13 protein-coding genes are annotated in these 13,632 nt (G+C 67.3%); 5 read left to right on the forward strand and 8 right to left on the reverse strand.

The annotated features are described in order from the left end of the window. Positions 1-29: 29 nt before the first annotated feature. The 6 genes from AC6JAM_RS01035 to argC are packed head-to-tail and all read right to left on the reverse strand — an operon-like array spanning position 30 to position 6,015. Positions 30-560, reverse strand: a complete 531-nt coding sequence (locus tag AC6JAM_RS01035) for an arginine repressor (RefSeq protein WP_018771558.1) — start codon at positions 558-560, stop codon at positions 30-32. Then, complete coding sequence (argF, locus tag AC6JAM_RS01040; RefSeq protein WP_497933813.1) at positions 560-1,561, reverse strand: ornithine carbamoyltransferase; 1,002 nt, start codon at positions 1,559-1,561, stop codon at positions 560-562. Before argF ends, AC6JAM_RS01035 begins: the two co-directional genes overlap by 1 nt. Then, positions 1,558-2,811 (reverse strand): acetylornithine transaminase, encoded by a 1,254-nt coding sequence (locus AC6JAM_RS01045; RefSeq protein WP_497933814.1) that lies wholly within the window; start codon positions 2,809-2,811, stop codon positions 1,558-1,560. The genes argF and AC6JAM_RS01045 overlap by 4 nt, the downstream gene beginning before the upstream one ends. Then, entirely contained in the window at positions 2,808-3,767 is a 960-nt protein-coding gene (argB, locus tag AC6JAM_RS01050) for an acetylglutamate kinase (RefSeq protein WP_018771561.1), read from the reverse strand. The genes AC6JAM_RS01045 and argB overlap by 4 nt, the downstream gene beginning before the upstream one ends. A 53-nt stretch (positions 3,768-3,820) precedes the next feature. Then, positions 3,821-4,987 (reverse strand): bifunctional glutamate N-acetyltransferase/amino-acid acetyltransferase ArgJ, encoded by a 1,167-nt coding sequence (gene argJ / locus AC6JAM_RS01055; RefSeq protein WP_056391324.1) that lies wholly within the window; start codon positions 4,985-4,987, stop codon positions 3,821-3,823. Then, a complete protein-coding gene (gene argC / locus AC6JAM_RS01060; protein WP_056391327.1) occupies positions 4,984-6,015 on the reverse strand; it encodes an N-acetyl-gamma-glutamyl-phosphate reductase in 1,032 nt (343 codons plus the stop codon). Before argC ends, argJ begins: the two co-directional genes overlap by 4 nt. A gap of 162 nt (positions 6,016-6,177) precedes the next feature. Between argC and AC6JAM_RS01065 the strand changes: the two genes are divergently transcribed. The 3 genes from AC6JAM_RS01065 (at position 6,178) to AC6JAM_RS01075 (ending at position 8,587) form a co-directional block, all read left to right on the forward strand. Beyond that, positions 6,178-7,143 (forward strand): quinone oxidoreductase family protein, encoded by a 966-nt coding sequence (locus AC6JAM_RS01065; protein ID WP_497933815.1) that lies wholly within the window; start codon positions 6,178-6,180, stop codon positions 7,141-7,143. Between the two features lie 266 nt (positions 7,144-7,409). Then, positions 7,410-7,736 (forward strand): helix-turn-helix domain-containing protein, encoded by a 327-nt coding sequence (locus tag AC6JAM_RS01070; RefSeq protein WP_018772270.1) that lies wholly within the window; start codon positions 7,410-7,412, stop codon positions 7,734-7,736. After that, entirely contained in the window at positions 7,733-8,587 is an 855-nt protein-coding gene (locus AC6JAM_RS01075) for an IS3 family transposase (RefSeq protein ID WP_056388138.1), read from the forward strand. Before AC6JAM_RS01070 ends, AC6JAM_RS01075 begins: the two co-directional genes overlap by 4 nt. 83 nt (positions 8,588-8,670) lie before the next feature. Here AC6JAM_RS01075 and pheT read toward each other — a convergent pair whose 3' ends face one another. After that, positions 8,671-11,214 carry a phenylalanine--tRNA ligase subunit beta gene (pheT, locus tag AC6JAM_RS01080; RefSeq protein WP_056390878.1) on the reverse strand — a complete coding sequence of 848 codons (2,544 nt, stop codon included), beginning with the start codon at positions 11,212-11,214 and terminating at the stop codon, positions 8,671-8,673. 2 nt (positions 11,215-11,216) lie between these two features. After that, the gene (gene pheS / locus AC6JAM_RS01085; protein WP_497933816.1) at positions 11,217-12,278 is read right to left on the reverse strand and encodes a phenylalanine--tRNA ligase subunit alpha; all 1,062 of its coding nucleotides are present in this window, start codon (positions 12,276-12,278) and stop codon (positions 11,217-11,219) included. Positions 12,279-12,479: 201 nt separating this feature from the next. Here pheS and AC6JAM_RS01090 point away from each other — a divergent pair, with 201 nt between their 5' ends. Both AC6JAM_RS01090 and AC6JAM_RS01095 read left to right on the forward strand, forming a co-directional pair. After that, positions 12,480-12,932, forward strand: a complete 453-nt coding sequence (locus AC6JAM_RS01090; protein WP_497933817.1) for a hypothetical protein — start codon at positions 12,480-12,482, stop codon at positions 12,930-12,932. Next, on the forward strand, positions 12,932-13,588 hold the full coding sequence (locus AC6JAM_RS01095) for an SIMPL domain-containing protein (protein ID WP_056390886.1): 657 nt from the start codon (positions 12,932-12,934) through the stop codon (positions 13,586-13,588). Before AC6JAM_RS01090 ends, AC6JAM_RS01095 begins: the two co-directional genes overlap by 1 nt. The last annotated feature ends 44 nt before the right edge of the window (positions 13,589-13,632 follow it).

The raw sequence follows: 13,632 nt of genomic DNA on the forward strand, positions 1-13,632 counted from the left end.
TGGGGTTGGTTGGTTCGTTGTCTTCAAGCTTATTGCCCGGCTTCTTCTGCCATTTGCAGGAAGCGGGCTGCCAGGTCCGGTCCGCCCAGCGGGTCGCGGGAGACCAACAGGACGGTGTCGTCCCCGGCGATGGTGCCCAGGATGGACGGCATCACCGAGTGGTCGATGGCCAGGGCCAGGAAGTTCGCGGCGCCCGGCGGAGTGCGCAGGACCGCGATGTTGGCCGAGGCTTCGGCGGTGACCAGCAGTTCGCTGCACAGCCGGGCCAGCCGGGCATCCAGGATCTCCTGCGTCACGCCGCTTTTTGCGGCCCGCTCGCCGCCTTCGCCGGGAACGGCGTAGACCAGGACGCCTTCCTTGCCGCGGACGCGGACGGCGCCCAGTTCCACCAGGTCGCGGGACAGCGTGGCCTGGGTGACCTGCACGCCGTCGTCGGCCAGCAGCGCCGCAAGCTCGGCCTGGGAACGCACGGACTGCCCGGTGAGGATGGCGGTGATGCGCGCCTGCCGGGCGGTCTTGGTGGCCGGGCTGGTGCCCGGGGAGGACGGCTGGGCGGACACTAGAACGTGCTCTCTCCGGTGCCCTCGACGGGGGAAAGGCCGTCAACGAAGGCCAGGCCCGAGCGGTGCATCAGCCAGGCCATCAGCGCCTTCTGGGCGTGCAGCCGGTTTTCCGCCTCGTCCCAGACGATGGACTGCGGGCCGTCGATGACGTCGGCGGAGATTTCGTAGCCCCGGTAGGCCGGGAGGCAGTGCAGCACGACGGCGTCATCCGCGGCGAGTGCCATGGCGTCCGAATCGACGGAGTAGTCCCGGAACAGCTGGAGCCGGGCCTCCTTCTCGGCTTCCTGCCCCATGGAGACCCACGTGTCGGTGGCCACGACGTCGGCACCCTTCAGTGCTTCCTTGACATCGGTGGTGATGAGCACGGAACCGCCGGTCTCAGCCGCGCGCTCCTCAGCCGCGGCCACGATGTCCGCGGCCGGCAGGTAGCCCTCCGGGCCGGCGATGCGGACGTGCATGCCGGCGGTGACTCCGGCCAGCAGGTAGGAGTTGGCCATGTTGTTGGCGGCGTCGCCGAGGTAGCTCATGGTGAGTCCCTTGAGGTCGCCCTTGTGTTCCTTGACGGCCAGCAGGTCCGCCAGGAGCTGGCACGGGTGGTAGTCATCGCACAGGGCGTTGATGACGGGAACCCTTGAGTTCTCCGCCATGGCCACCAGGCCGGCGTGGGCGCCGGTGCGCCACACAATGGTGGAGACCATCCGTTCGAGCACCTTGGCGGTGTCCTCCACGGATTCCTTGTGCCCGATCTGCGCCTCGCCGGGGTTGATGACCAGGGCATTGCCGCCCATGTCCGCGATGCCGGTGGCGAATGAGACCCGGGTCCGGGTGGAAGTCTTGTCGAAGATCACGGCCACGGTCTTGCGGCCGCTGCCTTCAGCGGCGAACGGCTGGACGCTGTAGGGGGCCGCCTTCATGCGGGCGGCGAGCTCCAGGACTTCCGCCTGTTCGGCGGGGCTGAGGTCGGTGTCCTTGAGGAAGTGCCGGGTTGCGGTGGTCACTGGGCGTCCTTAGCTGTCTGGAGGATTGCCGGGAATGCGGCGAGGAACGTGTCGGCCTGTGCCGTGGTGAGGATCAGCGGCGGGGCCAGGCGGATGGTCCGCGGGCCCGGGCTGTTGACGATGAAGCCTGCGTCGAGGGCAGCCTGCACGACGGCCGGTGCTACGTCGGCGTCGAGGTCGAAGCCGATCAGCAGCCCTTCACCCCGGACCTCGGTGACGCCGGGGATCGCGGCCAGTGCGGAGCGCAGTTGTTCGCCCACGGCCGTGGCGTTGGCCAGGACGTTCTGGCTTTCGAGGGCGTGGAGGGTGGCGAGGGCGGCTGCCGTGGCCACCGGGTTTCCGCCGAAGGTGGTGCCGTGCTGGCCGGCGGACAACAACGACGACGTCTGCCCACCCATGGTGATCAGGGCACCGATGGGGAATCCGCCGCCCAGCCCTTTGGCCAGGGTGATGGCGTCAGGGACAATCCCCGCATCCTCGCTGGCGAGCCACTTGCCGGTGCGGCCGATGCCGGTCTGGACCTCGTCCAGGATCAGCAGGGCGCCGGCTTTGCTGGTGGCCTCCCGCGCGGCCTTCAGGTAGCCCGGCGGCAGGGGGCGCACACCTGCCTCACCCTGGATGGGCTCCAGGAACACGGCGGCCACGGTTTCGTCCACTGCTGCCTCCAGCGCGGCAATGTCGCCGAACGGGATGTGCACCACGCCACCGGGCAGCGGCTCGAAGGGCGCCCGGTAGGCCTCCTTGGCAGTCAGGGCCAAGGCGCCCATGGTCCGGCCGTGGAACGCGCCCTCGAGGGCGATGATGGTGGTCCGCTTGACCGTACCGTCGCCGGTATTGCGGCGGGCAAGTTTGAAGGCGGCCTCGTTGGCTTCGGTGCCCGAGTTGCTGAAGAACACCTTGGAGCCGGCAGGAGCGTGCGCCAGTTCCAGCAGTTTTTCGGCCAGCGCCACCTGGGTGGGGCTGGTAAAGAAGTTGGAGACGTGGCCCAGTGTGGCCAGCTGGCTGGCGATGACTGACGTCACGAAGGGGTGGGCGTGGCCCAGGGCGTTCACAGCGATCCCGCCCAGCAGGTCCAGGTACTCCTTGCCGTCGGCGTCCCACACCAGGCAGCCGGCACCGCGGACCAGGACCCGTTGCGGCGTGCCGAACACGTTCATCAGCGAACTGGAGTAGCGCGAGAGCCACTCGGAGCCTGCGTGGCCCGTGGTTTCCACCAACTCGGTGACTGAAGGCTTTTCAACCGTGTTCATCCGTTGATCTCCTCGTCCGGGACAACCTGGGTGCCGATGCCCGCCGTCGTAAATGTTTCCAGAAGCATGGAATGGGCCAGGCGCCCGTCCACGATGTGTGCCCGTTCCACGCCCTCGTCAACGGCCTTGAGGCAGGCCGCCATCTTGGGGATCATCCCGGACTCGAGCCTGGGCAGCATCTCCCGCAGCTCCGACGCCGTGAGGGAGGAGATCAGGGAAGTCTTGTCCGGCCAGTTGGCGTAGAGGCCTTCGACGTCGGTGAGGATCACCAGCTTCGAAGCGCCCAGCGCCGAGGCGACGGCGGCCGCTGCGGTGTCCGCGTTGACGTTCAGGACCTGGCCCGTGGGCTGGAACCGCGCGGTCCCCGCCACGCTTTCTCCGCCGTCGACAATTTCCGGGGCCACCGTGGAGATCACGGGGATGCGGCCGGCGTCGAGGATGTCCACGATGCCGGCGGGGTCGACGCCCACCACCTCGCCCACCAGCCCGAGGTCCACCTCTTCGCCGTCCACCACGGTGCCGGTGCGGACAGCGCGCAGCAGCCCGCCGTCTTCACCTGACATGCCCACGGCGTAGGGCCCGTGGGAGTTGATCAGGCCCACCAGTTCGCGTCCCACCTGGCCGGTGAGGACCATGCGGACCACATCCATGGCCTCGGGCGTGGTGACCCGGAGGCCGCCCTTGAACTCGGATTCGATGCCCAGCCGGCCCAGCATGGAGTTGATCTGCGGGCCGCCGCCGTGGACCACCACGGGGTGGATGCCCACATGGTGGAGGAAGACGATGTCTTCGGCGAAGGCGCGGCGGAGTTCGTCGTTCACCATGGCATTGCCGCCGTACTTGATCACCATGGTGGTGCCGGCAAACCGCTGGATCCAGGGCAGCGCCTCGATCAGGGTTGCCGCCTTGTCCTGGGCAGCGGACATGCTGGTGGTTTCACGCGTCTGGGTGTTCATGTTGTCACTTTCCGCAGCGGTTTATGCCTTGGCGGGCAATGGCTGGAGGGGCCCTAGCTGGAGTAGGCGCTGTTCTCGTGCACGTAGTCATGGGTGAGGTCGTTGGTCCAGATGGTGGCCTCGGCATCGCCTGCCTGCAGGTCGATTTCCACCAGGACTTCGCGCGGCTCCAGGTCCACCAGGCTGCGGTCGTCGCCGATGCTGCCGTTGCGGCAGATCTGGACGCCGTTCATGGCCACGTTGAGCTGGTCCGGCTCAAAGGCGGCGTCCGTAGTGCCCACCGCGGAGAGCACGCGGCCCCAGTTGGGATCCTTGCCGAAAATGGCCGCTTTGAACAGGTTGGAGCGGGCCACGGAGCGGCTGACGGTTTCGGCGTCCGCTTCGCTGGCAGCGTTGAACGTGCGGATGGCGATGTCGTGGCTGGCGCCCTCGGCATCGGCGATCAGTTTGCGGGCCAGCTCGGCGCAGACCTTGGTCAGCCCGGCACCGAAATCCTCGGCCGAGGGCACAGCCGCGGAAGCGCCGGAAGCCAGCAGGACAACCGTGTCGTTGGTGGACATGCAGCCGTCTGAGTCGGCGCGGTCGAACGTAACCCGCGTGGCGTCGCGGAGGACGACATCGAGCATTTCGGGCTGCACCACGGCATCCGTGGTGAGCACCACCAGCATGGTGGCCAGGCCGGGGGCCAGCATGCCGGCGCCCTTGGCGATGCCGCCGATGCTGAATTCCTGGCCGTCGGCGTCGGTGCCGATGAAGAGGGCCGACTTGGGCACGCTGTCGGTGGTCATGATGGCCGTGCCGGCGTCCGGTCCCCCGTCGGTGCTGAGTGCTGCTGCAGCGGCCTCGACGCCCGGCAGGATCTTGTCCATGGGCAGCTGCTCGCCAATCAGGCCGGTGGAGCAGACGAACACGTCGGTGGCTGAGATGCCCAGGACCTCGGCCACTTTCTCCGCGGTGCTGTGGGTGTTCTGGAAGCCCGTGGGACCGGTGCAGGCGTTGGCCCCGCCGGAGTTGAGGATGACGGCATCCACGCGGCCGTCCGAGACCACCTGGCGTGACCAGTGCACGGGGGCTGCGGCCACGCGGTTGCTGGTGAACACGGCGGCGGCGGCTTTGGATGGTCCGTCGTTGACGACCAGGGCGAGGTCCGGGTTGCCGGAGGCCTTGAGTCCGGCGGTGACGCCTGCTGCCCGGAATCCCTGGGGGGTGGTGATGGTCACGGAGCTACTCCCTGCAGGTTGAGGCCGGCGGTTTCGGGCAGGCCGAGTGCGATGTTCATGGACTGCACGGCTCCGCCGGCAGTGCCCTTGGTCAGGTTGTCGATCACGCAGGTGACGACCACCCGTCCCGTGTGGGCGTCGAAGGCCAGCTGCATGGCTGCGTGGTTGGAACCCTGGACCGATTTGGTCCCGGGCCACTGGCCCTCGGACAGCACGTGGACGAACGGCTCGTCGTCGTACGCTTCGGTCCATGCCTGCCGCAGCTGCGCTGCGGTGGTGCCCGCCTTGACCTTGGCAGTGGCGGTGGTCAGGATGCCGCGGCTCATGGGAGCAAGGGTGGGCGTGAAGGAAACGCTGACTTTTTCCCCTGCCGCGTTGGAGAGGCCCTGCTCGATCTCGGGGGTGTGCCGGTGTCCACCGCCCACGCCGTAGGGACTCATGGAGCCCATGACTTCAGCGCCGATCAGGTTGACCTTGGCGGCCTTGCCCGCGCCCGAGGTACCGGAGGCGGAAACGATCACGACGTCGTCGGGCTCCAGCAGGTGCGCAGCGAAGCCAGGGGTCAGCGCCAGGAGGGCGGACGTTGGGTAGCAGCCGGGAACGGCGATGCGCTTGGCGCCCTTGAGGGCTTCCCGCTGGCCGGGCAGCTCCGGGAGTCCATAGGGCCAGGTGCCGGCATGGGGCGAGCCGTAGAACTTCTCCCACGCGGCGGGGTCTTCAAGGCGATGGTCGGCGCCGGCGTCGATGACGACTGTCCCTTCGGGAAGCTGGGCGGCGATCTCGGCGGAAGCACCGTGCGGCAGCGCCAGGAAGACGACATCGTGGCCGGAGAGGTTCTCCACCGTGGTGTCTTCAAGGATGCGGCTGGCCAGTCCATGCAGGTGCGGCTGCAGTTCGCCGAGGCGGGACCCGGCATTGCTGTGCGCTGTGATGGCACCGATGGTCACACCGGGGTGTCCGGCCAGAAGGCGAAGGACCTCTCCCCCGGCGTAGCCGCTGGCACCCGAAACCGCAACAGAAATAGTCATGCTCCGACTATACAGCAATAGTTATGCATTGATGCCGATATTTATGCATGGCCGTCCTTGACGCCTGCGGTGACGCCGGGACTTGCCGTGCCGGTCTGCGGTGTCCCTAGGATGGTCTCGGCAGCCGGGGCCGGAAACGCCGGGACCCGCGAAAGGAGAGCCATGACGCATGCAATCGTCGCACGGCAGGCAGGCGGACCGGAAGTCCTTGACTACGCCGAGGTTCAAACACCCGCTCCGGGGCCGGGCCAGGTGCTCTTCAAAGTCGGGGCGGCCGGCGTCAACTTCATCGACACCTACAAGCGCAGCGGGACCTACAAAGTCCAGTACCCCTTCACCCCCGGCACGGAAGCCGCAGGGACGGTGGAAGCCGTGGGCGAAGGCGTCACCGGCTTCTCCGTGGGCGACCGGATAGCCACGGCCGAGGGCCTCAACTGCTACGCGGACTACGCCCTGGTGGATGAGGACGCCGCACTGCCGGTACCGAAAGGCCTGGATGTCTTTACCGCCGCCGCCCTTCCCCTCCAGGGCATCACCGCGCATTACCTGGTCAACTCCACCTTCAAAGTGGAATCCGGGCAGACCGTGCTGCTGCACGCCGGGGCCGGCGGGGTTGGACTGCTGCTCATCCAACTGCTCAAGGCAAAGGGCGCCCGGGTCATCACCACCGTGTCCAATGATGGGAAAAAGGCCCTCGCCCTTGAGGCCGGCGCAGACCATGTGCTGCGCTACGAAGGTTTTCCGCACCACGTGCGCGAGCTCACCGGTGGCAAGGGCGTGGACGTGGTGTACGACGGCGTGGGTAAGGATACGTTCGACGGCTCCCTTAACGCCCTTGGTGTCCGGGGAATGCTGGTGCTGTTCGGCGCAGCCTCCGGCCCGGTCCCGCCACTTGACCCGCAGCGCCTCAACGCCGGGGGTTCCCTGTTCCTCACCCGGCCCACCATGGGCCACTACCTGCGGGATGCCGCGGAGCGGCGCTGGCGCTCCGACGAGGTCTTTGCAGCGGCCGCCGGCGGGAGCCTGAAGGTCCGCATCGGGGCCCGCTACCCGTTGAGCCAGGCCGGGCAGGCACACCGTGACCTTGAGGGCCGGAAAACCACCGGAAAGGTTCTCCTGGTGCCGTAGGAAACCCCGCTTCGCCGGATAATGAAGAAGTCCCCGCGCCCATTTGAACTGCTCCCCGGAAGTTGGACTGAGAAATTCAGTTCCGACTTCCGGGGAGCAGTTTTATGCATGCACGTAGTTCGTTGTCTGAGGTTCAGCGTGAGGCCGCTGTAGCGTGGTTTGAGAAGGGCATCGCGGATAGTGCGGCGGCGACGTTGCTAGGGGTGTCCCGCCCGCCGATAAGGGTTCTCTATCGGCGGTGGAAGATCCATGGTCGAGGAGCGCTGGTGGCCAAGCCGACGAAACAGGTGTACTCGTTCGAATTCAAGCTCGCGCTGGTTGAACGGTTTATCGCCGGTGAGACTGCCCCGGATCTCGCGGCGGAGGTGGGTTTGTCCTCGCCCACGCTACTGAAGACGTGGGCCCGGGCGTATCGCCGCGAGGGCCCGGACGCATTACGTCCCAAGTCCAAGGGCAGGCCTAAGGCACCTGATGCCCCGCAGCCGGCCGAGGTATCGGAACTGGAGCGGTTACGGCGGGAGAACGAACGGTTGCGGGCGGAAGTGGCTTACCTGGGAAAATTGCGGGCCTTGAGGGCGCAGGAACGACGGTGAAGGTCCAAGCCCTCATCGCTCTCAAGGCTGACTTCCCGCTTCCGGTCCTGCTGCAGGCAGCATCTCTTGCCAGATCGACGTTCTTCTATCATCAGGCACGCATCCAAGGCCCTGATCCGCAGGAGTCCATCAAGGCCGCTGTCAGGGAAATTTTCGAGAAGAACCATGGCCGGTACGGGCACCGGCGGGTCCACACCGAGATGGTCAAGCAAGGGTGGACGGTCGCGAAAAAGACCGTTCTGAAGCTCATGCGGTCCCTGAATCTGGTGTGCAAGGTCCGGCGGAAGAAGCGTTATAACTCCTACCAGGGCGGGCAGGGCCGGGTTGCTCCGAACGTGTTGAACCGGGAGTTCGAGGCTGATGCCCCGAACCGGAAGTGGGTAACGGATGTGACGGAGTTCAGCGTCGGCGACCGTAAGCTCTACCTTTCGCCGGTTATGGATCTTTTCGACCGGCAGATCATCTCCTACTCGATCAGCCCGTCTCCGAATCTGGAGCTCACCAATAATTCGCTGCGCCAGGCCCTTGCCTGCCTTGAGGATAACCAGCAGCCACTCGTGCATTCGGACCAGGGCTTCCAGTACCAGCACGTCTCGTGGCGAAAACTCTTACAGGAAGCCGGCGCGAGCCAGTCGATGTCACGCAAGGGCAACTGCTACGACAACGCCGTGATGGAAAACTTCTTCGGCCACCTTAAGGAAGAGCTCTTTCACCACGTGCGATACCTCAGCACCGACGCCTTGGCAGGGGCACTGCACGAATACATCCGCTGGTACAACACCGAAAGAATCTCGACAAAGCTCAAGGGCCTGAGCCCGGTGCAATACCGGACCCAGACCCTCGCGGCTTAGGCTCTTATTTAGTCAGTCCAACTTCCGGGGAGCAGTTCAATTCAACGGTGCGGGGACTTCCGTGGTTCAGGGATTTGTCCTGCTTAGCGCTGGACGGCTCCGAACCGTTCCGCGGCAAGGGCAACTGCCTGCTCACGCGCGGCCGAGGCTTCGTCAGCGGTGAGGGTGCGGTCAGCGGCGCGGAAGCGGAGGCCGAAGGCCAGCGACTTCTTGCCCTCCTCGATGCCCTTGCCTGCGTAGACATCGAACAGCGCGACGTCCTCCAGCAGCTCACCGGCGCCTTCACGCAGCGCACCAAGGACCTCGTCCGCGGGCACGTCGGCGGGAACAACAAGTGCAACGTCCTGCGTCGCCACCGGGAACGTGGAGATGTGGCGGGCCACGATCACATCCGGTGCCGCCTCAAACAGGGCGTCGGCATTGAGTTCAAGTGCCACCGAACGGGCCGGCATGTCCGAGGCCGCCAGCAGCTTGGGGTGCAGTTCGCCCGCGTACCCCACGGTCTCTCCCGTCCGCAGTGCGAGCCGGGCGGTGCGGCCGGGATGGAACGCCTGGTGGCTGCCCTGCGTGACCACAAGGTCGACGCCGAGGACGTCGCCCGCAAGGCGGGCAACATCCAGCGCGTCAGCCCAGTCCCACGTCCGCGGAGTGTGGCCGGCAGCAGCCGGGGAATCGTGGCCGGTGAGGATGGCGGCCACATGGAACGGCTGGTCCGGGACGCCGTCGTACAGTGCGTCGAGCACCTCGTCGGCGGGCTTGGCGCCCAGCGGCGGGATGGAGGCAGTGCCCACGGTCCCGGCGGGAAGGAACACCAGGCCCGATTCGAACAGGGCGAGGTCGCGGAAGCCGCGTGAGTGGTTGCGCTTGGCCACCTCGATCAGCCCCGGCAGGATGGACGTGCGCAGGTAGCCCTGCTCCTCGCTGATGGGGTTGGCCAGCTTGACCGCGCTCCGCTGGGCACCCTGTTCGGCGACGCCAAAGGTGTCGTTGGCGGCCTTGGACACGAACGGGTAGGACAGCACCTCGGTCAGGCCGGCGTCGGCCAGCGACTGGATCAGGCGCCGGCGCTGCTGCTGGATCCGGGTGAGTCCGCGCCCCGGAGGGGCCACCGGCAGGGTGGCCGGGATCTTGTCGTAGCCCACCAGCCGTGCGATTTCCTCGGTCAGGTCTTCCTTGGTCTCCAGGTCGCTGCGCCACGTGGGCGGCGTAACGCTCCAGCCGCCGTCGTTCTTCTCCACGACGGCGCCCAGGTCCTCAAGGGAGGTGACGATCTGCTCTTCCGTGAAGTCGATGCCGATGCGGGCGGCGGCGAAGCCGGCTGGCAGCCCGATGGTGATGGTTTCCGGAGCCGTGCCCACGTCGGTTCCGGGTTCGTCGGCGGTGCCGCCGGCCAGTTCCACCAGGAGGTCCACCACGCGCTGGGCGGCGACGCCCGCCACCTGCCAGTCAACCCCGCGCTCGAAGCGCTTGGACGCCTCGGAGGGCAGCTTGTGCCGGCGACGCGACCGCCCAATGGACACCTCGTCGAAGTGCGCTGCTTCGACGAGGACGTTCGACGTCGAGTCACTCACCTCAGTGGCGGCGCCGCCCATGACGCCCGCAATGCCGATGGCGCCCGAATTGTCGGTGATCAGCAGGTCCTCGGCGTCAAGGGTGCGCTCCTTGCCGTCCAGCGTGGTGATCTTCTCGCCTGCGGAGGCACGCCGCACCACGATGTCGCCGGACAGCTTGTCCAGGTCGTAGCAGTGCGTGGGCTGGCCCAGCTCGAGCATGACGTAATTGGAGATGTCCACCGGCAGGGAGATGGAGCGGATGCCTGCCAGCCGGAGCCGGGACACCATCCACGGCGGGGTGGGGCGGGTAGCGTCAACGCCGCGCACGGTGCGTGCCACGAAGCGGTCGCAGCCGGGCTTGCCGTAAATGGGGGCGTCGTCGTTGAGTTTGACGCCGTAACCCCCGGACAGCTCTGCCGGGGCGTCGACCTTCGCGGCAGGGTCCGTGAAGGCGGTGCCGGTGGCGTGGGCGTACTCGCGGGCAACCCCGCGGATGGAGAAGGCGTACCCGCGGTCCGGGGTGACGTTGATTTCCGCGGCCTGGTCATAGAGGCCCAGCAGTTCCATGGCGTCGGTGCCCACTTCCGGGTCCAGCCCGATGCGGGACAGCACCAGGATGCCGTCGTGGTCCTCGCCGATGCCCAGTTCGCGGACTGAGGCGATCATGCCGGCGGACAGGTGGCCGTAGGTCTTGCGGGCCGAAATGTGGAAGTCACCGGGCAGCACGGCACCCGGAAGCGTGACCACCACTTTGTCGCCCTCAACGAAGTTGTGGGCGCCGCAGATGATGCCCTGGACGCCGGAGGGGTCAATGCCGTCCCCCGTGAGGGTCTGCTCCTGCCCCTCGGGGACAACGCGGACCTGGCACCAGTTGATGGTCTTGCCGTTGGTCTGGGGTTCCTTGACCAGGCTCAGGACCTGGCCCACCACGACAGGGCCCCTCAGCGTGTCCGTGGGGCGGTGGACCGCTTCTTCCTCGAAGCCCACCTTGACCAGTTCGGCCATGACGTCTTCGGCCGTTGCATCGGCCGGTACGGCCGCGAATTCACGCAGCCAGGAAAGTGGGATACGCACTGTTAGATCTCCATCCCGAAGTGCTCGCTGAACCGTACATCGCCTTCGATCATGTCGCGCATGTCCCCCACCTCGTTACGGAACATGAGGGTGCGCTCGATGCCCATGCCGAAGGCAAAACCTGAATAGACGTCCGGGTCGATGCCGGCGGCGCGCAGGACGTTGGGGTTGACCATGCCGCAGCCGCCCCACTCGATCCACGCCGGGCCCCCCTTGGCCCCGGGATGGAAGATGTCCAGTTCGGCGGACGGCTCCGTGAACGGGAAGTAGTTGGGGCGCAGCCGGATCTGGGCTTTGTCGCCGAACATCTGCCGGGCGAAGTGCTCAAGGGTGCCGCGCAGGTCCGCCATGCTGAGGTTCCTGTCGATGGCCAGGCCCTCGAACTGGTGGAACACCGGGGTGTGGGTGGCGTCCAGTTCATCCGTGCGGAACACTTTGCCCGGGCACAGCACGTAGATGGGAACCTCGCGTTCCAGCATGGACCGGACCTGCACCGGGGAGGTGTGGGTCCGCATCAGCAGGTGGGCTTCAGGCGGTTCCACGAAGAAGGTGTCCTGCATTTCGCGGGCAGGGTGGTCCGGCTTGAAGTTCAGGGCGTCGAAGTTGAACCACTCGGATTCCACCTCGGGGCCTTCGGCGATTTCCCAGCCCATGCCCACGAAGATGTCCGCCACGCGGTCCTGCAGCGTGGAGAGCGGGTGGCGGGCACCTGCACGACGGCGGCGCGGAGCGGCGGTGACGTCCACAGTTTCCTCGACCAGGATCCTGGCGTCGTTCTCGGCTTCCAGTACCGCCGTGCGGTCGGCGAGCGCCTTGTTGACCCGGCCGCGGGAGGCACCCATCAGCTTCCCGGCGAGCGCCTTCTGGTCCTTGGGCAGGCGGCCAATCTCACGGTTGGCTAGGCTCAGCGGGGACTTCTCGCCGCTGTGGGCAAGGCGCACCGCCTTCAGCTCGTCAAGGGTGGCCGCACCGGCGATGGCGGTGATGGCCTGATCTACAGCGGCGTTGATGGCGGCCTCATCCGTGGGGTTCGGGATGGCGGCGCCCGGCAAAGTTTCAGTCATCTACTGTTCTTAGCTACGAGTCGTGGCTGCCAGCGGCCGGGGCAGCCGTTGGCGGTTTTCCGCCCGGCGCGTCCGTCGCTGGCAGGTCATGGATGAATGCGCTGAACGTCAGTGTCATTCAATGACCAGGTCAGGGCTCGCCGGCAGGACCGGCGGCCACTGCCCTCCAGTCTAGTTGAACCCTCCGGCTACCATGGCCTCATGACTTTGCGGCAGCGCGCGGGTACTTTTCACGGCCCGACGACGGCCCAACGGCTCAGGCGGGCAGCGAACCTCCTGAACGGGAGCACCCTGGCCGGGCTCGCCGTCGCGCTCGCCGCCCGGACGCAGATCAGCCGGGGCCCCCGCGGCCTGATCATTGCCGCAGGCTACCGCTGGCGGTTGCCGTTCGCGCACGCCTACACCATCGGGAACGTCGTGCTGTGCCGGAGCACGGCCGGTGGGCTGCTGTCCCGGCCCGCACTCCTGAGACACGAGGAAGGGCACTGCACCCAGTACGCGTGGTGCCTCGGGTTGCCCTTCATCCCCCTGTACCTGGCAGCAGCCGGCTGGTCGGTGCTGCGCACCGGAAATCCGGCAACGGGCAACATCTTTGAGCGCCGGGCCGGGCTGGCGGCCGGCGGCTACCCGCCCACTGCGTCGAGGCGCGCGTGATGGGCCCGGAGGCCCCCGCGCACGGGGATGCGCGAACAGTCACCGCCACGGGCACGGGATGGGCGGAGGCACCCCCTGACCTGATGCTGGTTTCGGTGGGCGTCGAGTGCCGTGCCGGATCGGTGGAGGAGGCGTATGCGGCGGCCGCGGAAGGCCTGGCCATGACGGGCTCGGTCCTCCGCGGCCACGGTGTTGCACCGGCCGATATCCGCTCGGCGGGGATGAGCGTCCGTGCCGACCTCGCCTGGCGGGACGGCGAGGGCCAGAAGTTCGTGGGGTACGTGGCGGCCAGCAGCGTCACGGTCCGGCTCAGGGACATCGCCACCGCGTCCGCCACCATTTCCGCGGCCGTCGACGCGGCCGGGGATTCCGCCCGGCTGAACAACCTGCAATTGGTCCTTTCGGACGACACCGCCGTCCGGGCTGAGGCCCGGGAAGCCGCCTGGCACGACGCACTCCGCACTGCCGGACAGTACGCAGCGTTGGCCTCCGCCCGCCTGGGACCGGTGTTGTCCGTGACGGACCAGCGCCCGGCGCCGGGTCCGGTTCCACTTGCGGGCATGCAGCGGGTCTCTGCTCCGGAGGGCATGACGGTGGAACCGGGCGCAAACCGGGTGGAGGCAACCGTGACCGCCACGTGGGCCCTGGAGCAGTAGGCCGCCCCTTCCACCGGCCGGTACCTCTGGGCGACCGGCTGGTA

Source organism: Arthrobacter sp. GmRoot5-12, assembly GCF_059739365.1.